At 73.4% G+C, this 20077-nt stretch carries 17 protein-coding genes and 2 pseudogenes; 10 read left to right on the top strand and 9 right to left on the bottom strand.

The window, feature by feature from the left end:
* Nucleotides 1-129: 129 nt before the first annotated feature.
* Nucleotides 130-393 (top strand): annotated as a pseudogene (locus OHA72_RS34790) (helix-turn-helix domain-containing protein); the annotation flags it as partial.
* A 117-nt stretch (nucleotides 394-510) separates the two neighbouring features.
* Here OHA72_RS34790 and OHA72_RS34785 read toward each other — a convergent pair.
* From OHA72_RS34785 to OHA72_RS34750, 8 genes are all read right to left on the bottom strand, one after another.
* Entirely contained in the window at nucleotides 511-1128 is a 618-nt protein-coding gene (locus OHA72_RS34785; protein ID WP_327000283.1) for a ClpP family protease, read from the bottom strand.
* 174 nt (nucleotides 1129-1302) lie between these two features.
* Nucleotides 1303-1929, bottom strand: a complete 627-nt coding sequence (locus OHA72_RS34780; RefSeq protein WP_327000282.1) for a ClpP family protease — start codon at nucleotides 1927-1929, stop codon at nucleotides 1303-1305.
* Nucleotides 1930-2019: 90 nt separating this feature from the next.
* Complete coding sequence (locus tag OHA72_RS34775) at nucleotides 2020-2955, bottom strand: sigma-70 family RNA polymerase sigma factor (RefSeq protein WP_327000281.1); 936 nt, start codon at nucleotides 2953-2955, stop codon at nucleotides 2020-2022.
* A 10-nt stretch (nucleotides 2956-2965) separates the two neighbouring features.
* On the bottom strand, nucleotides 2966-4180 hold the full coding sequence (locus OHA72_RS34770; protein WP_327000280.1) for an NAD(P)/FAD-dependent oxidoreductase: 1215 nt from the start codon (nucleotides 4178-4180) through the stop codon (nucleotides 2966-2968).
* Nucleotides 4181-4235: 55 nt separating this feature from the next.
* A complete protein-coding gene (locus tag OHA72_RS34765) occupies nucleotides 4236-5369 on the bottom strand; it encodes an acyl-CoA dehydrogenase family protein (protein ID WP_327000279.1) in 1134 nt (377 codons plus the stop codon).
* Nucleotides 5370-5383: 14 nt separating this feature from the next.
* A complete protein-coding gene (locus OHA72_RS34760) occupies nucleotides 5384-6412 on the bottom strand; it encodes an LLM class F420-dependent oxidoreductase (RefSeq protein WP_327000278.1) in 1029 nt (342 codons plus the stop codon).
* Complete coding sequence (locus tag OHA72_RS34755) at nucleotides 6412-7569, bottom strand: CaiB/BaiF CoA transferase family protein (RefSeq protein WP_327000277.1); 1158 nt, start codon at nucleotides 7567-7569, stop codon at nucleotides 6412-6414. The genes OHA72_RS34760 and OHA72_RS34755 overlap by 1 nt, the downstream gene beginning before the upstream one ends.
* Nucleotides 7566-8387: an enoyl-CoA hydratase-related protein gene (locus tag OHA72_RS34750; protein ID WP_327000276.1), complete on the bottom strand. Its 822-nt coding sequence runs from the start codon at nucleotides 8385-8387 to the stop codon at nucleotides 7566-7568. The genes OHA72_RS34755 and OHA72_RS34750 overlap by 4 nt, the downstream gene beginning before the upstream one ends.
* Before the next feature lie 66 nt (nucleotides 8388-8453).
* On the opposite strand from OHA72_RS34750, the gene OHA72_RS34745 reads away from it, so the two are divergent.
* Entirely contained in the window at nucleotides 8454-9134 is a 681-nt protein-coding gene (locus OHA72_RS34745; protein WP_327000275.1) for a GntR family transcriptional regulator, read from the top strand.
* A 2-nt stretch (nucleotides 9135-9136) separates the two neighbouring features.
* On the opposite strand, the gene OHA72_RS34740 is transcribed toward OHA72_RS34745, so the two are convergent.
* On the bottom strand, nucleotides 9137-10627 hold the full coding sequence (locus tag OHA72_RS34740; protein ID WP_327000274.1) for an aldehyde dehydrogenase family protein: 1491 nt from the start codon (nucleotides 10625-10627) through the stop codon (nucleotides 9137-9139).
* A gap of 76 nt (nucleotides 10628-10703) precedes the next feature.
* On the opposite strand from OHA72_RS34740, the gene OHA72_RS34735 reads away from it, so the two are divergent.
* The 8 genes and pseudogenes from OHA72_RS34735 (at nucleotide 10704) to OHA72_RS34700 (ending at nucleotide 20045) form a co-directional block, all read left to right on the top strand.
* Nucleotides 10704-11855, top strand: coding sequence for an acyl-CoA dehydrogenase family protein (locus OHA72_RS34735; RefSeq protein WP_327000273.1), 1152 nt, complete (start codon nucleotides 10704-10706; stop codon nucleotides 11853-11855).
* Nucleotides 11856-12194: 339 nt separating this feature from the next.
* The gene (locus OHA72_RS34730) at nucleotides 12195-13439 is read left to right on the top strand and encodes an ABC transporter substrate-binding protein (RefSeq protein WP_327000272.1); all 1245 of its coding nucleotides are present in this window, start codon (nucleotides 12195-12197) and stop codon (nucleotides 13437-13439) included.
* 8 nt (nucleotides 13440-13447) lie between these two features.
* Nucleotides 13448-14278, top strand: a pseudogene (locus OHA72_RS34725) (branched-chain amino acid ABC transporter permease); the annotation flags it as partial.
* Nucleotides 14279-14513: 235 nt separating this feature from the next.
* Nucleotides 14514-15386, top strand: coding sequence for a branched-chain amino acid ABC transporter permease (locus OHA72_RS34720; protein ID WP_327000271.1), 873 nt, complete (start codon nucleotides 14514-14516; stop codon nucleotides 15384-15386).
* Nucleotides 15383-16126, top strand: coding sequence for an ABC transporter ATP-binding protein (locus tag OHA72_RS34715; RefSeq protein WP_327011725.1), 744 nt, complete (start codon nucleotides 15383-15385; stop codon nucleotides 16124-16126). The genes OHA72_RS34720 and OHA72_RS34715 overlap by 4 nt, the downstream gene beginning before the upstream one ends.
* A complete protein-coding gene (locus OHA72_RS34710) occupies nucleotides 16123-16872 on the top strand; it encodes an ABC transporter ATP-binding protein (protein ID WP_327000270.1) in 750 nt (249 codons plus the stop codon). The genes OHA72_RS34715 and OHA72_RS34710 overlap by 4 nt, the downstream gene beginning before the upstream one ends.
* Complete coding sequence (locus tag OHA72_RS34705; RefSeq protein WP_327000269.1) at nucleotides 16863-18809, top strand: GMC family oxidoreductase N-terminal domain-containing protein; 1947 nt, start codon at nucleotides 16863-16865, stop codon at nucleotides 18807-18809. The genes OHA72_RS34710 and OHA72_RS34705 overlap by 10 nt, the downstream gene beginning before the upstream one ends.
* A gap of 24 nt (nucleotides 18810-18833) precedes the next feature.
* Entirely contained in the window at nucleotides 18834-20045 is a 1212-nt protein-coding gene (locus OHA72_RS34700; RefSeq protein WP_327000268.1) for a TetR/AcrR family transcriptional regulator, read from the top strand.
* Nucleotides 20046-20077 lie beyond the last annotated feature (32 nt).

Genomic DNA, 20077 nt, shown 5'->3' with positions numbered 1-20077 from the left:
CGCGCCGCCGGCGGCGTCCGCTGTCGGCGGCGGCGGTGTTCCGCTGTCGGCGGCGGTGACGTTCCGCTGTCGGCGGAACGGCTGTCCGCGGGGTGTCGGCGGCCGGACGGCGGTCGGTATGGTGGGCCGATGTCGGATCTGGCGCACCTCGGTCCCGGCGGGCGGCAGCCCCGGCCGCTGCTGCGCGCGCTGGTCGGCGACGTGCTGCGCCGCAACCGGCTGCGGCAGGGCCGCACGCTGGCCGACGTGGCCCGCGACGCGTGCGTCTCGATGCCGTATCTGTCGGAGGTCGAGCGCGGCCGCAAGGAGGCCAGCTCCGAGGTGCTCGCCGCGGTGTGCGACGCCCTGGGCATCGAGCTGGCGGGCCTGCTGGCCGAGGTGGGGCGCGATCTGCTGGGAGACCACGCCCCCGTCGTCCGGCTGCAGGCCGTGCGGCCGCTGCACGGCGTCGCACCGCCGGTGCACCGCGCAGCGCAGCGCTATGACGGCTTCGCGCTGCTGGCGGCCTGATCAGGTCGCGTGCGCCAGCTGCGGCGCGCGTGCGGGCCGCTCGACGATGACCTGGTCGGCGATGCCGTAGGCGACGGCCTGCTGCGCCGACAGCGTCATGCTCCGGTCGGTGTCGGCCCGGATCCGTGCCGTCGACTGGCCGGTGTGTTCGCTGAGGATCTCCTCCATCTCGGCCCGGACCTTGGCCACCTCCTTCGCCTGGACCGCCAGGTCCGGCAGGGTGCCGCGGGCCTGGCTCGACGGCTGGTGCAGCGTCACCTTCGCGTGCCGCAGCACGGAGCGCCGGCCCGGCGTGCCGGCCGCGAGCAGGACCGCCGCGGCCGACGCCGCCTGCCCCACGCAGATCGTCGCGATGTCGCACCGCACGAAGCGCATCGTGTCGTAGATGGCCGTCAAGGCGCTGAACGAGCCGCCCGGCGAGTTGATGTACAGGCCGATCTCCTGCTCGTTGTCCGATTCCAGGTGGATCAGCTGGGCGATCACCACGTTGGCGACGCCGTCGTCGATCTCGGTGCCGATGAAGATGATCCGCTCCGACAGCAGCCGAGAGTAGATGTCATAGGCGCGTTCGCCGTTCGGGGTCTTCTCCACCACCGTGGGAATCGTGTACTGGCTCATGCCGCCGCCTCCGCTGCGCTCCGGCGTCGGCCCGAGCTCGACCTGCAATGCTGACTCGCGACCCCTCCGCTTCGCTCCGGGCCGCTCATGCCACCGCCTCCGCTGCGCTCCGGCGTCGGCCCGAGCTCGACCTGCAATGCTGACTCGCGGCCCCTCCGCTTCGCTCCGGGCCGCTCATGCGCCCAGTCCCGCCATGCGCTGTGCGACCACGGGGCGCACGTCGTCCACCTTCTCCAGGATGTGGTCGATGAGGCCGTAGGCGAGGGCCTCGTCCGCGGTGAACCAGCGGTCGCGCCGGCTGTCCCGCTCGATCGTCTCCACCGGCTGCCCGCTGTGCTCGGCGATCAGCCGTACCAGCGTCGTGCCGACCCGCTCGAGCTGCTCGGCGTAGATCTCGACGTCGGCCGCCGTGCCGCCGAAGCCGGCCGAGCCCTGGTGCATCAGGATCTGCGCGTGCGGCAGGCTGAACCGCTTGCCGGCGGTGCCCGCGGAGAGCAGGAACTGGCCCATGCTGCCGGCCAGCCCCATCGCCAGCGTGCTCACGTCGTTGGGGATGAGCCGCATCGCGTCGTAGATGGCCAGGCCGGCGCTGACGGAGCCGCCGGGCGAGTTGATGTACAGGCTGATGTCGCCGCGTGGGTCCTCGGCGGACAGCAGCAGCAGCTGACCGCACAGCCGGTTGGCGACGGCGTCGTCAACCTCGGTGCCGAGCACGATGATGCGTTGGTGGAGCAGTTGGGCGGCGACCTGGTCGTCGAGCGTCCCCCCGGTCAGTGGGCTCACCCCGGCGGCGAAATACATGGCTTCTCCTCGCTGGAACCGAACTTCTGCATCCACCATGGGTTCGCCGCGCACCGGGTACCAAACCGATCTGCTGTCAGCAGAGCCGCATCACCACAGCCGGCTCAGCGGTTCGCCGGGGTCGGCGCGCCGCCACTGCCGGGTGAGGCGGGCGAGCCGGTCCGGGTCGGAGATGCCGCGCAGCATCGAGACCTTGTCGCCGCGGACGTCCAGGACCACGACGCCCACCACCCGGTCGTCGAGCGCGGCGATGAGGGCGGGGGCGCCGTTGATCAGGCCGGCGTGCATCGCGGGAGAGCCGCCGACCAGTCGCCGCTTCGCCGGCGTCGGCTTGAAGCTCGCCCGCACGGCGGCCGCGATCCGCGCAGGGGCCGACAGCCGCAGCCAGATCCTCGCCTGCCCGGCGCCGTCGGAGATGGCGGTCACGTCGTCGGTGAGCAGCGCGACGAGGCGTTCGGTGCGACCGGAGGAGGCGGCGTCGACGAACGCCTCGACGATGCGGCGGGCGGCGGCGCGGTCGATGTCGGCGGCGGCCTGACCGTCCGCGACGCGGCGCCGGGCCCGGTGCGCGTGCTGCTGGCTGGCGGACTCGCTGATGTCGAGGATCGCGGCGATCTCGGCGTGGCTGTACGCGAACGCCTCCCGCAGGACGTAGACGGCCCGCTCGACCGGCTGGAGGCGTTCCATGAGCGTCAGCACCGCCATGGTCACCGACTCGCGCTGCTCGGCGGTGTCGGCCGGGCCGAGCATCGGGTCGCCGTCCAGCAGCGGCTCGGGCAGCCAGTCGCCGGCCGCGCGTTCCCGGCGCAGCTGCGCCGAGCGGAGCCGGTCGAGGGACACGTTGGTGACGACCTTGGTCAGCCACGCCTCGGGCACCTCGATGTGCCGCCGGTCGGCGGCGTGCCAGCGCAGGAATGTGTCCTGCACCGCGTCCTCGGCGTCGACGGCCGAGCCGAGCAGCCGGTACGCCAGCGAGGCCAACCGGGCGCGGTTGGCCTCGAAACGCTCCACGGTGGCGGAGTCCATACCGGCCACGCTAACCGGCGACCGCCGCGGGAGCGCGGTGCGGCTCGGCCGCCAGGCGGCGCCTGCGGGTCGGCAGGCCGTAGGTCGGGTGGCGCATGTTCCAGACGGTGCCGCGAAGGACGAACGCCTTGAAGCGGGCGGCCGGACGGCCGCGCAGGGACCAGGCCCTCGACCGGGCGTCGCCGTCGACCGCCTGGAAGATCGCGTCCCGGTCGCCCAGGCCGATGCAGTTGCCGAGGTAACTGAGCGAGGTCTCCGGGATCCTCCGGCCGGTGAGGTCGCCGATGATCGCGGCCGTCGCCTGCATCCTGGTGAACCCCGCCGAGGCGCACGACATCGGCAGCGGCCGGCCGTGCCCGTCGATGGCACAGGCGCTGTCGCCGGCGGCGTACACCTGCGGATGCGAGACGGACCGCATCATGCGGTCGACCGCGATCCGGCCGTCGTCTCCGACCGCCAGACCGCTGGCGGCGGCGATGGGGTGCACCGCGAAACCGGCGGCCCACACGGTCGCGTCGGAGGCGAAGGTGCTGCCGTCGGCGGCGACGGCCCCGGTCGGCTCGACGCGTCCGATCGTGGTGTGCTCGTGGACGGCGATCCCGAACCGGTCGAAGGCGCGCAGCAGGTGCCGGCGGCCCTTCGGGCCCAGCCAGCCGCCGAGCTCGCCGCTGGTGACGAGGGTGACCCGCAGCCCCGGCCGGGACTCGGCAATCTCGGTCGCGGTCTCGATCGCGGTCAGGTTCCCGCCGACGACCAGCACCGTCCCGCCCGCGCCCAGCTCGTCCAGGCGCCGTCGCAGGCGCAGGGCCGCCGGCCGCCCGGCGACGTGGAAGGCGTGCTCGCCCACGCCCGGCACGCCGAGGTCGGCGATGGTGCTGCCGAGCGTGTACAGGAGGGTGTCGTACCCGATCGCCTCGGTGTGCTCGCCGTCGGCGACGGTGACGGTCCGCTGCCACGCGTCGACGGCGACGACGCGCGCCACCCGCAGCCGGATGCCCGTGCCGGCGAACATCTCCGCCAGGGTGTGGCGGCGCAGCTGCCGGCCGGCGGCCACCTGGTGCAGGCGTATCCGCTCGACGAAGTCGGGTTCGGCGTTGACGACGGTGATCTCGACGTCGCCGGGGTGCAGATGGCGGGCGAGGTATCCGGCCGCGGACGCGCCGGCGTATCCGGCTCCGAGGACGGCGATGCGGTGCCGCTCGGTCGTGCTCCCGTCTGTTCGCATGTCACCCGAACGAGACAGCACCGCGATTCCTGACAGGGTCCGCCTGTGACGTGGGTCACAGGCCAAGTGACCGGCCGATCAGCTCCTTCATGATCTCGGTGGTGCCGCCGTAGATGGTCTGCACCCGGGCGTCCAGGTAGGCCCTCGCTACCGGGTATTCGCGCATGTACCCGTAGCCGCCGTGCAGTTGCAGGCACCGGTCGACCGTGCGTTGCTGGAGTTCGGTGCACCACCACTTGGCCATCGCGGCGGACTCCGCCGTCAGCGTCGGCTCGACGAGGCAGTGGTCCACGAACACTCGGCCGAGCCGCAGCTCCGTGGCGAGCTCCGCCAGCACGAACCGGTTGTGCTGGAAGCTGCCGATCGCGGTGCCGAAGGCGGTGCGCTGCTTGCAGTACGCCAGGGTCTGCTCGAACACCGTCTCGGCCGCCGCGAGCGCCGCGACCGCGATGGACAGCCGCTCGAAGGCCAGGTTGCGCATCAGGTACGCGAAACCCTGACCCTCCACGCCCAGCAGGTTGGCCGCCGGCACCCGCACGTCGGAGAAGAACAGCTCCGCCGTGTCCTGCGCCTTCTGCCCGATTTTGTCGAGATTGCGCCCGCGTTCGAAGCCGGCCATGCCGCGCTCGACCACCAGCAGGCTGATCCCCCGGTGCCCCGCGGACGGGTCGGTGCGGGCCACCACGATGACGAGGTCGGACAGGATGCCGTTGCTGATGAACGTCTTCTGCCCGTTGAGGACGTAGCCGTCGCCGTCGCGGACCGCGGTGGTGCCGATGCCCTGCAGGTCGCTGCCGGCGCCCGGCTCGGACATCGCGATCGCGGTGATGAGCTCGCCGGAGCAGAACCCCGGCAGCCACCGCTGCTTCTGCTCGTCGGTCGTCAGGTCGGTCAGGTACGGCCCGACGATGTCGTTGTGCAGGCCGAACGCCGGTCCGCTCGCGCCGGCCCGCGCCAGTTCCTCGGTGAGGGCGGCGTTGAAGCGCCGGTCGGTCACGCCACCGCCGCCGTAGCGTTCGTCGACGAAGAAGCCCAGCAGGCCGGCGGCCCCGGCGGCCCGCCACACGGCGCGGTCGACCACCCCGTCCTGCTCCCACCGATCGTGGTGCGGGGTGATCTCCTTGTCGATGAAGGCCCGCACCAGCTCGATGAAGGCCCGGTGGTCCGCGGTGAAGATCGTGCGTTCCATCGCTGCTCGGCTCCTTACTGCGCCATGGCTTTCACGGCCGCGATCTGGCGCCGCGGGTCGGGTCCCAGCGGCGTGACGTTGAGGATCGTGACGCCGGCGTCGCGGTACGCCTGGACCCGGTCGCGCACGTAGCTCTCCGGCCCGATCAGGCTGGTGCGCTCCAGCAGCTCGGCGGGCACCGCGGCCTCGGCCTCGGCGCGGCGACCGGCGAGGAACAGGTCCTGGATGCGGTCGGCCTCGGCGTCGAAGCCGTAGCGGCACAGCAGGTCGTGGTAGAAGTTGCGGCCCTTGGCGCCCATGCCGCCGACGTACAGCGCGATCAGGGGCCGGGCCAGGTCGCGCAGCCCGGTCACGTCCGGTCCGATGGCCAGCGGCCCGCCGGCGACGACCTCGAGCGGGGCGAGGTCGCCGGGCCGCTTGCTCCGGCCGGCGGCGAGGGCGTCGCCCCACACGTCGGCCGCTCGCGACGGGTCGTACAGGAACGGCAGCCACCCGTCGGCGAGCTCCGCGGTCATGCGCACGTTGCGGTCGCCGAGGCTGGCCACGTAGATCGGGATGCTGTCGCGGACCGGCCGGGTGAGCAGCTTCAGCGGCTTGCCCAGGCCGGTGCCCTCCCCGGCCGGCAGCGGCAGCCGGTAGACGCCGTCGTTGGTGAGCGTCTCGCGGCGCCACACCTGCCGGCAGATCCCGATCACCTCCCGGGTGCGGGCGAGGGGCCGGTCGTAGGCGACGCCGTGCCATCCCTCGATCACCTGTGGGCCGGACGCGCCCAGGCCGAGGATCGCCCGGCCGCCCGAGACCGCGTCCAGGCCGGCGGCCGTCTGCGCCAGCAGCGCCGGGGTGCGGGAGTAGATCGGCAGGATGGCCGAGCCGATCTGCATCCGGGTCGTCTTCGCGGCGAGGTAGCCCATGATGCTCGGGGCGTCGAAGCCGTACGCCTCCGACACCCACACCACGTCCAGGCCGTCGTCCTCCCACGCGGCCACGGCGTCCGCGCCGGCTCTGGGGTCGGTGGCATAGGCGAGCGGCGTTGCGATGCGCATCAGCGGTCTCCTCGTGTACGGCGTACGGCGGCGCTGTCGAGCCACCCCTGGATGTGTGTGCCCAGGCCCCATTCGGCGAGCACGGCCTCGGTGTGCGTGCCCGGCTCGGGCGGCGGGCCGCCGATCGCGCCGGGCGTGTGGGACAGGCGGGGCGCCACCGCGGGCTGCGGGACGCCGAAGCGGTCCTCGAACGTCCCGCGGGCCGCCAGGTGCGGGTGGTGCCGGGCCTCCGCCAGCGACAGCACCGGCGCGACGCAGGCGTCGGTGCCGTCGAACACCTTGGTCCACTCGTCGCGGGTCCGGCCGGCGAAGGTCTCCGCGAAGCGGGCCCGCAGCACCGGCCACCCCGCGACGTCGTGCTGGGCGGGCAGGTCCGCGTCGGCGAGGCCGAGCAGCCGCACCAGCTCGGCGTAGAACTGCGGCTCCAGCGCACCGACCGCCATGTGCCCGCCGTCGGCGGTGGCGTAGACGTCGTAGAACGGGGCGCCGCCGTCCAGCAGGTTGCTGCCGCGCTCCGCCTGCCAGGCGCCACCGGCGAGCATCCCGGCGAACATCGTGGTCAGGTGGGCCGTGCCGTCGACGATGGCCGCGTCGACGACCTGCCCGCGGCCGGTGGTCCGGGCCACGTGCAGCGCCGCGAGGCAGCCGACGACCAGGTACAGCGAGCCGCCGCCGAAGTCGCCGACCAGGTTCAGCGGGATCTGCGGCGGGCCGCCGGCCGGGCCGATCGGGTGCAGCGCGCCGGCCACGGCGATGTAGCCGATGTCGTGACCGGCGGTGCGGGCCAGCGGCCCGTGCTGCCCCCAGCCGGTCATCCGCCCGTAAACCAAAGCCGGGTTACGGGCCAGCGCCGCCTCCGGCCCGATGCCGAGCCGTTCGGCGACGCCCGGCCGCCAGCCTTCGATCACGATCGCGGCGCGTTCGGCCAGCCCGAGGACCACCTCGGGCCCGTCGGGGTGCTTGAGGTCCACGACGATCGAGCGTTTGCCGCGGTTGAGCAGGTCCCGGCCAGGGTCGCCGGTCAGCGGCGAGCCAGGTCCGGCGCGGTCGACGCGGACGACGTCGGCGCCCAGGTCGGCCAGCAGCATCGCGGCGAACGGCCCCGGCCCGATCCCGGCGAGCTCCAGGACCCGGATTCCCGCCAGGGGCCCGCTCACGCGTCGCCCCGCGGTGCGAAGCGGGGCGCGCGCCGCTGCGCCACGCTGTGCAGGGCCTCGCTGAAGTCCGGCGAGGCGAGCGATGTGGCCATCAAGCGGACGGCATCGGCGGCCGCCTGCGAGATCCCGGTCTCCAGGCCCGACCAGATCTGCTGCCGGATCACCGCCATGGACGCCGGTGAGCAGTGCGCGGCGAGGTCGGCGGCGTACGCTTGCGCCTCGGACAGCACCTCGACGCGCGGGAGCACGCGTTGCACCAGCCCCATCCGCAGCGCCTCGGCCGCGTCGATCTTGCGGCCGGACACCAGCAGGTCCAGCGCGCCGGCCACGCCGACGAGCCGGGGCAGCAGCCAGGCGCTGCCGTACTCCGCGACGAGGCCCAGGCGGCTGAACGCGGTGGCCAGGCGCGCCTCCGCGGCCAGGAACCGCACGTCGGCGTAGAGGGCGTGGACCAGGCCGAGGCCGGCCGCGCCGCCGTTGACGGCCGCGACGATCGGCGTGCCCAGGGTCATCGGCAGGTGCGGCTCGAAGCCCAGCTGCTGCACCAGCTCCTCGCGGCCCGCCCCGGTGAGCAGCGCCTGCAGGGCGTCCGGGTCGGCGCCGGAGCAGAACCAGTCCCCGGTGCCGGTCACCACGATCGCGCGCACCGCGGCGTCGGCGTCGGCCGCCTGCAGTGCGGCGTAGTAGCCGCGGAACATGTCCAGCGTCATGGCGTTTCGCCGGTCGGGCCGGTCGAACCAGATCGTGCGGACCCCGTCACGGGTGGCGGCCCGCAGGCCCGGCCCGGCGGGTTCTGCCTCGGCAACGGACGAACTCATCTATGCGCTCCCCTGATCAGATGCTGGCAGGCATGCTCAACCTTTGACATTTGATAGTGTGGCCCGATGCCGGAGCGAAGCAAGGCCCACGAGGTCTCCCGTCCTCAGCTGTCCGAGACGGTGGCCGGCCTGCTGCGTGACCGGATCATGTCCGGCCAGCTGCGTCCGGGCGAGCGGATCCGGCTCGAGCAGATCGCCGACGAGACCGGGCTGAGCATCACCCCGGTGCGCGAGGCGCTGCTGATGCTGCGCGCGGAGGACATGGTCGAGCTGCAGCCGCGCCGCGGGCACGTGGTCGCCCCGCTGTCCCGGCAGGACATCATCGACGTGTTCGGCCTGCAGGGCGACATCGCCGGTGAGCTGGCGGCCCGCGTCGCCGTCACCATCACCCCGGCCCAGCTCGACGACCTGCGGCAGCAGCACGAGCGGCTGCGCCGCGCCGCGCAGGCCAGGCAGGTCACGCGCATCGAGCAGCTGGAGTTCGAGTTCCACCGCAGCATCAACCGGCTCGCCGACGCACGGAAGCTGTCCTGGCTGCTGCGGGCCGCGACCCGCTACACCCCGACCCGGTTCTACGCTGCCAGCCCGGAGTGGCGGGCCGCCATGGCCGCGGATCACGAGGCGCTGCTGGCGGCCCTCGAGGCCCATGACGCGGACGCCGTCCGCCCGGCCATGGCCCGCCACTTCACCGACGGCGCGGAGCGGCTCGTCAAGCACCTGGACGGCCTCGGCGTCTGGAGCGGCTGAGCTCACCGGCGGCCGTGGCGGAGCTTGAACATCTGCAGCGAGATCCGCAGCGCCGACGCGGTCGGCTGCAGCGTCATCACGTCGATCGGCGCGCGGAAGCGTTGCCACGTCACGGCCCTGGGCCGGCTGAACTCGCGCAGGCCGTCGGCGCCGTGCACCCGCCCGAATCCGGAGTCACCGACGCCGCCGAACGGCAGGGCCGGCACGCCGGCGTAGCCGAGCACCGAGTTGACCGACACCGCGCCCGCCCGCAGCTGCGCGGCCAGCTGCTGTCCGCGGCGGCGGCGCCTGGTGAAGATCGAGCCGGCCAGCCCGTAGCGGGTGGCGTTCGCGCGGCGCAGCGCGTCCTCGGCGTCGGCCACCCGGTTCACCACGATCACCGGGCCGAACGTCTCCTCGGTGACGGCGGTGCTGTGCTCGGGCACGTCGGCCAGCAGGACGGGCTCGACGAACGGCGGGCGCACGGATCCGGCATCGCCGACCACCGCGCGGCCGCCGGCGCCGATCGCGTCGGTGATGTGCCGCAGCACGGTGCCGGCCTGCGCCGGTGTGCTCATCGGACCGTACGCCGCGCCCGGCTCGGCGCCCGGCTTCACCTGCCGCATCAGGTCGGCCAGGCGGGCCACGAACGCCTCGTGGACGGCGTCCTCCACGTAGATCCGCTCGACCCCGGCGCACGTCTGGCCCGCGTTGCCCAGGCCGCCGAAGACCGCCGCGCGGGCCGCCGCGTCGAGGTCGGCGTCGGCCGTGACGATGAGCGCGTCCTTGCCGCCGCCCTCGATCACGACCGGGGTGAGACGCTCGGCGCAGGCGGCCATGACCGCGCGCGCCGTCGCCGCCGATCCGGTGAACGCGATCTTGTCGACCTCCGAACGGCACAGCGCCGCCCCGGTCGTGCCGTCGCCGGTCACGACCTGCAGCACCGGATGCTCCGGCAGCAGCTCGGACCACTGCTGCCCCAGCCAGACGCCGACGCCGGGGGTGAACTCGCTCGGCTTGAACACCACCGCGTTGCCGGCGGCCAGCGCGTGCGAGATGGACCCCATCGGCGTGTAGAACGGATAGTTCCACGGGCCGATCACGCCGACCACGCCGTACGGCACGTATTCCACGCTGCTTGCCTGGTTGAACGCCAGCATGCCGGAGGACACCGAGCGTCGCCTGAGCACGCGGCGGGCGTGCCGGGCGGCCCAGTCCAGGTGCTCGACGGTCAGCATCACCTCCAGCAGCGCCCCGGCCGCCGGCTTGCCGGTCTCGGCGCGGATGAGCTCGGCCAGCTGCTCGATCCTGCCGGCGACCCGCGTCTTGAACGCCAGCAGGTGCCGCCGGCGCTGCCCGGCCTCGAGCCCGGCCCACCAGCCCGCGGCGTCGCGCGCGCGGCGCACGGCGGCCTGCACCGCGGCCTCGTCGGCGATGTCGTAGTCGGTGATCGGCTCGCCGGTGGCGGGGTCGACGACGCGCAGCCGGCGGGGCTGCTCAACGGTGGATGTCATGCATCGCCTCCTGACATTTGATATTCGATAGCCTAGCCTTGGTGTCAATCCCCGTTGTGACCTTGGAGGACCTGCCGTGCACCTGACCGACGAACAACGATCCTTTCTGGAGGCAGTGCAGGACTTCTGCAGCCGCGAGGCGGGCACCCGCGCGCAGCGCCTCGCGCTCACCGACGGCGGGCGGGACAACCACAGCCCCGAGCTGTACCGCAGGATGGCCGACCTCGGCTGGCTGGGCCTGGCACTGCCGGAGGAGTTCGGCGGCGGCGGCGCGGGCATGACCGATCTGTGCCTGTTCCTCGAGACGACCGCGCGGGCGATGGCACCGATCGGCGGCTTCACCACGTCGATCATCGTCGCGGCCGCGTACGAGCGGTTCGGCTCGCCGGAGCAGAAGAAGCGCATCCTCAGCGGCGTCGCCCGCGGCGCGATCGAGGCGATCGCCATGTCCGAGCCCGAGGCCGGCTCCGACGTGGCCAACCTGAGCTGCCGTGCCGAGCGCCGCGGCGACGGCTTCGTCGTCAACGGGCAGAAGACCTGGTGCTCCAACGCCCACCTGGCCGAGCACATCCTGCTCGTCGCCCGCACCTCGGGCCGGGCCGGCGAGCACGCCGGCCTGACCATGTTCGAGGTGCCGGCCACGGCGGCCGGGCTGAGCATCTCCGGGATCGACACCATGGGCGGCCGCGAGGTCAACGACCTGTACTTCACCGACTGCGTCCTGCCCGCGGACGCCGTGGTCGGGCAGCTCGACCACGGCTGGCGGCAGCTGATGGCCGGGCTCAACCTGGAGCGGCTGATCCTCGCCAGCCTCATGCTCGGCACCGCCCAGCGGGCGTTCGACGACGTCGTCGACTACGTCAAGCAACGGCGGCAGTTCGGCCGGCCGATCGGCTCGTTCCAGGTGCTCCGGCACCGCTTGGCCGACCTCGCCACCGAGATCGAGTGCGCCCGGCTGCTGGTCTACGCCACCGCCGCCCAGGTCGACCGGGACCCCGGCACCGTGCTGCCGCGGGAGAGCTCGATGGCGAAGCTGAAGGCGACCGAGACCGCCCGCCGCGTCACCCTCGACGCGATGCAGATGATGGGTGGCTACGGCTACGCGACCGAGTTCGACATGGAGCGCCTGGTCCGCTCCTCGATCGTGTCCACCGTCTACGGCGGCACCAGCGAGATCCAGCGCGACATCATCGCCAAGACCTTCGGCCTGACCGACCAGCCGCGCTGATTTGTTACTTCCACTTCGCATCGAATACAGAAGCTAGTCCACGTTCAACCATGTGACTCTTCCCAAGAAGTTAGCGGCGGTTTACAGTTTCGCGCAGAACGACGAAGGCGCCCGCGCCCCGCGGCGCGGGCGGCCTGTCCCGTTCCGGCATCCGCGGACCGGCCGCACATCGGGTCCCGCGGTGCCCCACTCCATGCGCACCACGGGCGTCGGCGGGCACGGCGACGTCCAACGGACCGTCCTCAGTGGACGGACCCGTCCGCACCGCGGCGAGCCGATCGGTCGACCGTCGACACCCCATCGCACGGCGGCGACCACGTCACCGAAATGAGGGAGCTCATGCTCCGGTATCCCGCTGTCCTCCGCGCCTCGTCCGTCCTCGTCGCCGCCATGGTGGCCACGGCCGGCTGCGCGTCGGACACACCCGACCCGCAGAGCACGACGTCCGCCACCCTGACCAAGCCGCCGATCCTCGTCGGCTTCCTCAACCCGTCCGGCGGGCCGGTGCCGCAGCCGGGCACCGACACCGGCGTCAAGGCCGCGCTGAGCTACATCAACGGCGAGTTCGGCGGCATCAACGGCCACCCGCTCGAGGTCGTGTCGTGCGACACCGACACGACGCCGGAGAGGGCCCAGTCGTGCGCCAACACGTTCGTGGAGAAGAAGGTGGTGGCCGTCATGGACGGCTACAACCTGTCCTCCAGCGCGGCGCTGCCGGCGCTGACCGCCGCGCAGATCCCGCTCGTCGGCATGATCCCGTTCGACTCGGTGACCGGCTCCAAGGCGGAGAACCGGGTGTTCTTCGCCGCGCCGCAGGCCTCGTTCCTCATCGGCGCACTGCAGGCGTTCAAGGCCGCGGGCAAGACGTCGGTGACCCTCGCGCTGGTCGACACCCCGTCGTCGCACCAGACCATCGACGGTCTCCTGCCCGTCCTGGCCAAGACGCTCGGGATCAACGCCAAGGGCATCTACTTCTCCCCCACCAACCCGAACTTCACCGCCGTGGCCTCCTCGATCGCCCAGGACAAGCCCGACGTCGGCGGTCTGGTCGCCTCGCCGAGCGAGGCGGTCTGCTCGGCGCTGGTCAAGGGGCTGCGGCAGCTGCAGTTCAAGGGTGAGATCTTCACCGCGGCGTGCACCGACTACATCAAGAGCTCCCCTGAGCAGGCGGCCGGCGGCGCGCTGTACTCCTCGAACTGGCTCCCTGCCGCGGCGAAGTACGCGCCCGCCGACGCGCAGGCCGAGCTGACCCTCGCGCAGAAGTACATCTCGGCCGTCTCCGGAGGCACCGCCGGCTACTACGCCTACGGCGAGTTCGCGCTCTTCGTCAACCTCGCCAAGGCCTTGTCCACCGCACCCGAGGCCGACCTGACGGGCGCCGGCGTCCTGAAGACCCTCAAGGCGCTCAAGGACTTCCCGAGCTTCCTCGGCCCCAAGATCACCTGCGGCAGCGCCACCTCACCGAACTGCACGACCCAGATGCTGCTCTTCGTCGTGCAGCCCGACGGCACGGCCAAGCCGGTCACCGACACCTGGATCACGCCGGTGCCGCAGGTGCTCGCCGCCATTCCAGGAGCGGTGTAACCGCAACCATGGACCAGGTCATGCTGTTCGTCACGCTGGGCTTCGCCGCCGGCTCGGTCTACGCGGTGATCGCCGCGTCGATCGTGTCCCTGCACGCCGCCACCGGCGTCCTCAACTTCGCCCAGGGCTCCCTGGCGCTGTGGGGCGTGTGGGTGGTCGCCGAGCTGCGGCGCAGCGGCACGCTCGTGCTCCCCGCCGGGTCGGTGCCGCTCAGCGCGCAACCGTTGCCGGCGTGGGGTGCCGTCGCTCTGGGGGTACTGAGCACCGCCGCGCTGGCGCTCGCCGCGCACTGGCTGGTGTTCCGCCCGCTGCGCTCGGCGCCACCACTGTCGCAGGTGGTGGCGTCGGTCGGGCTGATGCTGGCGATCACCTCCCTGGTGCCGCTGCGGTTCCCGACCAACGGCGCCCTCGCCGCGCCGCTGCTCACCGAACGGACGCTGCCCGTGGCCGGCACGTTCATCAACGTCAGCGACCTGATCCTGCTGGGCGTGGCGCTGACGGTCGCGGCGGCCCTGGCGGCGTACTTCCGGCTGACCCGGTGGGGCGTGGCCACCCGGGCCGGCGCCGAGGACGAGCGCGCGGCCCGGTTGACCGGCCTGTCGCCGGACCGGCTCGCCGGCGTCATGTGGGTCATCACCGGCGCGGCGACCGCGCTGGTGGCGGTCCTCGCCGCGCCGACCGTCGGCCTCGACCCGATCGGCTACACGTTCTACGTCCTGCCCGGGCTCGCCGCCGCGCTCCTGGCCCGCCTGACCTCGGTCCTCACCGCCTGCGCCGCGGGGCTGGGCATCGGCTGCTTCCAGGCGGTACTGCTGCTGGCGAGCACCAACGACGGCTGGCCGGTGTGGGCGCAGGCCGGCTTCGGCGACGCCGTGCCGTTCGTGCTCGTGGTCGTCGCGCTGGTCGTGTTCGGCCGGCAGCTGCCGGCCCGCGGCGCGCTGGGCACCATGCGCATGCCCGCCGGCGCTGCCCAGCCGGCCGTGGCGGGCCGCCGCCGGGCTGGCGGGGGCGGCCGTCGTCGCCGTCGCGCTCACCTCCGGCAGCTGGCGGTTCGGCGTCGTCACCTCCGTCATCATGGGTCTCATCGCCCTGTCGCTGGTCGTGCTGACCGGCTACCTGGGTCAGATCTCCCTCGCCTCGATGGCCTTCGCCGGCGCCGGCGGATTCGTCCTGTCCCGGGCAACCATGTCCTGGGGAGTGCCGTTCCCCCTGTCGATCCTGGTGTCGGCGGGTGTCGCGACGCTCGTCGGCGTCGCCGTCGGCCTGCCGGCGCTGCGGATCCGCGGGGCGCAGCTCGCGGTGGTGACCCTCGCCGGTGCCGTCGCGCTGCAGCAGCTGGTCTTCGCCAACCCGGCGCTGACACCGTTCGAGGGCAACCTGATCGACGGCCCGGCGCTGTTCGGCTGGGACCTGACGGTGCGCCGGGGCACCGACCTGACCACCTCGGCGTTCGCCGCCACCGTGCTCGTCATCGTCGGCGTGCTCGTCGCCGTCGTCACCCGGCTGCTCGCCGGCGCGACCGGCCGGTCGTTCCTGGCGATCCGGTCCAACGAGCGGGCCGCGGCCAGCGCCGGCATCGACGTGGCCCGCACCAAGCTGGCCGGCTTCGCCCTGTCGGCGTTCCTCGCCGGCGTCGGCGGGTGCCTGATCGGCTACAGCCGCTCCCAGCTGTCGGTCGAATCGTTCAACGTCATCGTCGGGCTCAGCGTGCTGTGCATGGCCTACGTCGGCGGCATCACCCGCATCAGCGGCGCGCTGATCGCCGGCCTGATCGCTCCGCTCGGCGTGCTGTACACGCTGCTGAGCACCACGCTCGGCCTCGGCCGGTACTACACCCTCATCGCGGCGTGCGCGCTGGTGCTGACCGCGGTGCTCAATCCGTCCGGCATCGCCGGGAGCGTCATGGACCTGCTGCGCCGGCCCGCCCGACCGGAGGCCGCCGCATGAACGCGCTGGCCACCACCGGGCTCACCGTCCGCTACGGCGGCGTGCTGGCCAACGACGCGGTCAGCCTGCACGTCGGCGAGGGTGAGGTCGTCGGCCTGATCGGGCCGAACGGCGCCGGCAAGACCACCTTCGTCGACGCCGTCACCGGGTTCACCCCCGCCGCCGGCACCGTCAGCCTGGCCGGGCGGCGCATCGACCGGCTGCCGCCGCACCGGCGCCGCATCGCCGGCCTGGCCCGCACCTGGCAGGCCGGCGAGCTGTTCACCGACCTGACGGTCCGGCAGAACGTGGCCGTCGCGACCGGCCGGGGGCCGCTGCACAACCTCTGGAGCGATCTCGCCGGCCGGCGTACGACCGGCGACGGCGTCGACGCCGTGCTGGAGATGATGGGTCTGCACTTCGTCGCGGACCGCCGGCCCGGCGAGCTGAGCCTGGGGCGGCAGAAGATCGTCGGTGTGGCCCGGGCCCTGCTCGGCGCCACCCGGGTGGTGCTGCTCGACGAGCCGGCCGCCGGGCTCGACACCGACGAGAGCGCCGAGTTCGGCGGCCACGTCCGCGCCATCGCCGCGTTGGGGCTGGCGGTGCTCCTCATCGACCACGACATCAACCTCGTCGCCGACGTCTGCGACCGGGTGTACGTCATGGACTACGGCGCCGTCATCGCCTCCGGGACGCCGCAGGACGTGCTCGCCGATCCGGCCGTGCACACCGCGTACCTCGGATCGGAGACAACACCGTGACCGACGTCCTGAGCCTGCGCGGGATCACCGCCGGCTACGCCGGGGTCCCCGCCGTCCGGGGGCTCGAGCTCACCCTCGCACCGGGCGAGATCCTGGCCCTGCTGGGCCCCAACGGCGCGGGGAAGACCACCACGCTGCTGACCGCGGCCGGGGCGATCCAGCCGATGCACGGCACCGTCACCGCGTTCGGCCGGCCGCTGCACCGGCGGCTGGAGCGCAACGCGCGCGCCGGGCTGATCCTGGTGCCCGACACGCGCGGCGTGTTCCACGCGCTGACGGTCCGCGAGAACCTCACCCTGCGCCGGCGCTCCGGCACCGGCCGCGCCCTGGAGCTGTTCCCCGCCCTCGAGGCCCTGATGGGCCGGCGGTGCGGCCTGCTGTCCGGCGGCGAGCAGCAGATGCTCGCCATCGCCAAGGCCCTGGTCTGCGAGCCGCGGGTGCTGCTCATCGACGAGATGAGCATGGGCCTGGCCCCGATCGCGGTGCAGGCCCTCCTGCCCGCGATCCGGTCCCTCGCCGACCGGTACGGCGTCGGCGTCGTGCTCGTCGAGCAGCACATCGACCTCGCGCTGTCCATCGCCGACCGCGCGATCGTGCTGCACCACGGTCGCGTCGCGCTCACCGGCCCGGCCGCCGACCTGCGCGCCGACCGGCACGCCGTCACGGAGGCCTACTTCGGCACCCGAACCGGCACCGACGCCGGCACCGGCACCGACACCGCAACAAGGAGGCACGTATGGAACTGACCGCCAAGCAGCGCACCGCGCTGGCGAGCATCTGCGACACCTTCGCGCCGGGCGACGGCGCAGGCATCCCGTCGGCCAGCGGGCTCGGCGCCGTCGACGTGGTGGCCGCGCTGGTCCTGCACAACCCGCGCACCGCCGAGGTCAGGCAGTTCCTGCAGCTGCTGGACGTGTGGGACTCCCCCGTCGTGCGGCTGCTGCTCGGCGGCGGCGCGCGGCGGTTCTCCGGCCAGCCGCAGCAGCGCCGCGAGCAGATGCTGCTCGCGCTCGCCGAGTCCGGCGTCACCCGCAAGCGGGCGCTGTTCCAGGCGTTGAAGGGCGCCGCCACGCTCGCCTACTACATGACGCCCGGGCCGACCGGGCACTCACCGCTGTGGGACGCCATCGGCTACCCGGGCCCGCTCGGCACCAGGGCCGGCGCCGCCGAGCCGCCGCTGCGCCCGATCCGCCCGTCGGGGGATACCACCCTGGACTGTGACGTCGTCATCGTCGGGTCGGGCGCCGGCGGCGGCACCGCGGCGGCCGTGCTCGCCGCCGCCGGGCTGGACGTCGTCGTCGTGGAGAAGGGCGAGTACCACGACGACAAGGACTTCGACGGCGGGGAGCTGTCCGGGCTGTCGCGGCTCTACGCGCCGGGGCCCGCCGTCAGCGCGGAGGGCCAGCTGAGCCTGCTGCAGGGCCAGTGCGTCGGCGGCGGCACCGTCGTGAACTACTCCACGTCGTTTCGCACCCCGCCCCGCGTCCGCGACGAGTGGGCGGCGCACGGCGTCGCGCAGTTCGCCACCGACGAGTACGAGCGCAGTCTCGACGCCGTGTGGTCGCGGCTCGGCGTCAACCTCGACCACGGCAGGATCTCCTCCCGCGACGCGCTGATGCAGCGCGGGCTGGAGAAGCTCGGCTGGCACGTCGACGAGATGCCGCGCAACGTCGTCGGCTGCGACACCGGCGTCGAGTGCGGGCGGTGCGGCCTGGGGTGCCGCATCGGCGCCAAGCAGTCCGTGGCCAAGACCTGGCTGGTGGACGCGCAGCACGCCGGCGCCCGCCTGCTCGTCGGCGTCGACGTGCGGACCGTCACCGTCGCGGCCGGCAGGGCGACCGGCGTGGCCGGCGTCGCGGCCGGCGGGCATCCGGTGACCATCCGCGCCCGTGCCGTGGTCGCCGCGGCCGGCAGCGTGCAGACCCCGGCGCTGCTGCGCCGCTCCGGCCTCACCAACCCGAACATCGGCCGGCACCTGCGCCTGCATCCGGCCACCGGCGTCTGGGGCGTCTTCGCCGAGGAGGTCCGCCCGTGGGAGGGCGGCATGCAGACCCGGTACTCCACCGAGCACGCCGACCTCGACGGCCGCGGATACGGCGTCATCTACGAGACCGCCGCCACCAACCCGGCCATCGCGGTGTCCTTCATGAGCTGGACCGGCGCGCGGGCCCACCTGGACCGGATGCGGTCGCTGCCGCACCTCAGCGGCGTCGGCGTCATCACCCGGGACCGCGACGGCGGTCAGGTGAAGGTCGGCGGCGACGGCGAGCCCGTGGTGCACTACCGCCTGTCCCCGTACGACGCCGCGCACATGCGGGCCGGGATCGCCGGCGCCGCCCACATCGTCGAGGCCGCCGGCGCCGACGAGATCTTCTCCGGCCACCAGCGCGGCATGGCCTGGCGGCGCGGCAAGGGCTCCGTCGAGGACTTCATCGACTACGCGAACGGCCTGGGCACCGCACCCGGGCAGATCGCGATGGCCGCGCTGCACATCATGGGATCGGCCCGGATGGGCGGCAGCAGCGCGACCTCCGCCGCCGACCCGGACGGCGCGACGTGGGAGGTCCCCAACCTCGTCATCGCCGACGCCTCCACGTTCCCGACGTCCTCGGGCGTCAACCCGATGATCTCCATCGAGGCGATCGCCCACATGAACGCGCAACGCCTCGCCGCCGCCCTGTGACCGTCGCGGCCGGCGGTGAACAGCGTGGTCTCCGAGCCGGCGAAGCGGCCGAAGGACCGCAAGGACCGCATCGCACTGGCCGGCGCCGAGCTGTTCTGCCAACGCGGCTACCACGGGGTCTCCGTCGACGAGATCGCCGCCGCCGTCGGCATCAGCGGCCCGGCGGTCTACCGGCACTTCCCGAACAAGTACGCCATCCTGGTGCACGCCACCCGGGACATCGTCGGTGCGCTGCTGGCCGCGACCACCTCCCAGGGCACGCTCGACGAGCTGCTCGCCGCCGTCGCGGCGGTCGCCGTGGGCAGGCGGCGCGTCGCCGGCCTGTACCAGTGGGAGGGCCGCTACCTCACCCGGGAGCACCGGCGCGAGTTCGGCGCCGGCCTGGGCGAGCTGGTCGGCCGCCTCGCGGGTCCCCTGCGGGCACTGCGGCCGCGGCTGCGCGACGGCCAGGCGGAGCTGCTGGTCGACGCCGCGCTGAGCGCCTTCGGCAGCGTGACCACGCACCGCGGTACCGCCACCGGCGCCGGCACCGCGCAGCTGCTCACCCGCGTCGCCTGGACCCTGCTGCGCGCGCCGCCGCCCCAGCTGCCGGCGCCGTCGCGCGACGCCGCCACGACGGCCGCGGCCGGTCCGGCGTCGCGGCGTGAGCTGCTGCTGCGCGAGGCGATCCGGCTGTTTCACCGCCACGGTTTCCATGCCGTCGCCGTCGAGGACATCGGCCGCGCGGCCGGCATGCAGGCTTCCAGCGTCTACCGGTACTTCCCCGGCAAGGCCGACCTGCTCGCGGCCGCCTACCACCGCGCCACGGACCGCCTCGCCGGCGCGACGACCTCCGCGGTCGCCGAGGCGAGCGACCCCGCCGACGCGCTGCGCCGGGTCGTGCGGGCCTACACCGCCTTCGCGTTCGGCCAGAGCGACCTCGTCGCGGTCTACCTGGCCGAGAACACCAACCTGCCCGGCGCCGACCGGCACCGGCTGCGCGGCGCGCAGCGCGTGCACGTCGAGGAGTGGGTGCGCCTGGTCGGCACGGTCCGGCCGGACCTGCCGGCCGCCGACGCCCGCGTCCTCGTGCACGCCGCGCTCAACGTCGTCACCGACATCGGGCGTCTCGGCGGGTTCGACCGCACGCCGGGCTACGAGGCCCAGACCGCCGGCCTCGCCCTGGCGGTCCTGCGCGCCGCGCCTGACCGCACGCCGATCCGCTCGCGCGGCAGCGCACCCTTCCCAATAAGTTAACCGCGAGTTACAGTCCCTCCAGAGCTGATCCT

It is taken from the genome of Dactylosporangium sp. NBC_01737, assembly GCF_035963215.1.
Lineage (GTDB): Bacteria > Actinomycetota > Actinomycetes > Mycobacteriales > Micromonosporaceae > Dactylosporangium.
The sequence above is the reverse complement of the archived record's forward strand: the minus strand, read 5'-3'. Positions and strand labels throughout refer to the sequence as shown.

Excerpts from the sequence above, each read along its gene's own strand:
- OHA72_RS34785 (WP_327000283.1), bottom strand. The coding sequence starts at position 1,128 with ATGAGCCAGTACACGATTCCCACGGTGGTGGAGAAGACCCCGAACGGC.
- OHA72_RS34780 (WP_327000282.1), bottom strand. The coding sequence starts at position 1,929 with ATGTATTTCGCCGCCGGGGTGAGCCCACTGACCGGGGGGACGCTCGAC.
- OHA72_RS34775 (WP_327000281.1), bottom strand. The coding sequence starts at position 2,955 with ATGGACTCCGCCACCGTGGAGCGTTTCGAGGCCAACCGCGCCCGGTTG.
- OHA72_RS34770 (WP_327000280.1), bottom strand. The coding sequence starts at position 4,180 with ATGCGAACAGACGGGAGCACGACCGAGCGGCACCGCATCGCCGTCCTC.
- OHA72_RS34765 (WP_327000279.1), bottom strand. The coding sequence starts at position 5,369 with ATGGAACGCACGATCTTCACCGCGGACCACCGGGCCTTCATCGAGCTG.
- OHA72_RS34760 (WP_327000278.1), bottom strand. The coding sequence starts at position 6,412 with ATGCGCATCGCAACGCCGCTCGCCTATGCCACCGACCCCAGAGCCGGC.
- OHA72_RS34750 (WP_327000276.1), bottom strand. The coding sequence starts at position 8,387 with ATGAGTTCGTCCGTTGCCGAGGCAGAACCCGCCGGGCCGGGCCTGCGG.
- OHA72_RS34745 (WP_327000275.1), top strand. The coding sequence starts at position 8,454 with ATGCCGGAGCGAAGCAAGGCCCACGAGGTCTCCCGTCCTCAGCTGTCC.
- OHA72_RS34740 (WP_327000274.1), bottom strand. The coding sequence starts at position 10,627 with ATGACATCCACCGTTGAGCAGCCCCGCCGGCTGCGCGTCGTCGACCCC.
- OHA72_RS34730 (WP_327000272.1), top strand. The coding sequence starts at position 12,195 with ATGCTCCGGTATCCCGCTGTCCTCCGCGCCTCGTCCGTCCTCGTCGCC.
- OHA72_RS34720 (WP_327000271.1), top strand. The coding sequence starts at position 14,514 with ATGGGTCTCATCGCCCTGTCGCTGGTCGTGCTGACCGGCTACCTGGGT.
- OHA72_RS34715 (WP_327011725.1), top strand. The coding sequence starts at position 15,383 with ATGAACGCGCTGGCCACCACCGGGCTCACCGTCCGCTACGGCGGCGTG.
- OHA72_RS34705 (WP_327000269.1), top strand. The coding sequence starts at position 16,863 with ATGGAACTGACCGCCAAGCAGCGCACCGCGCTGGCGAGCATCTGCGAC.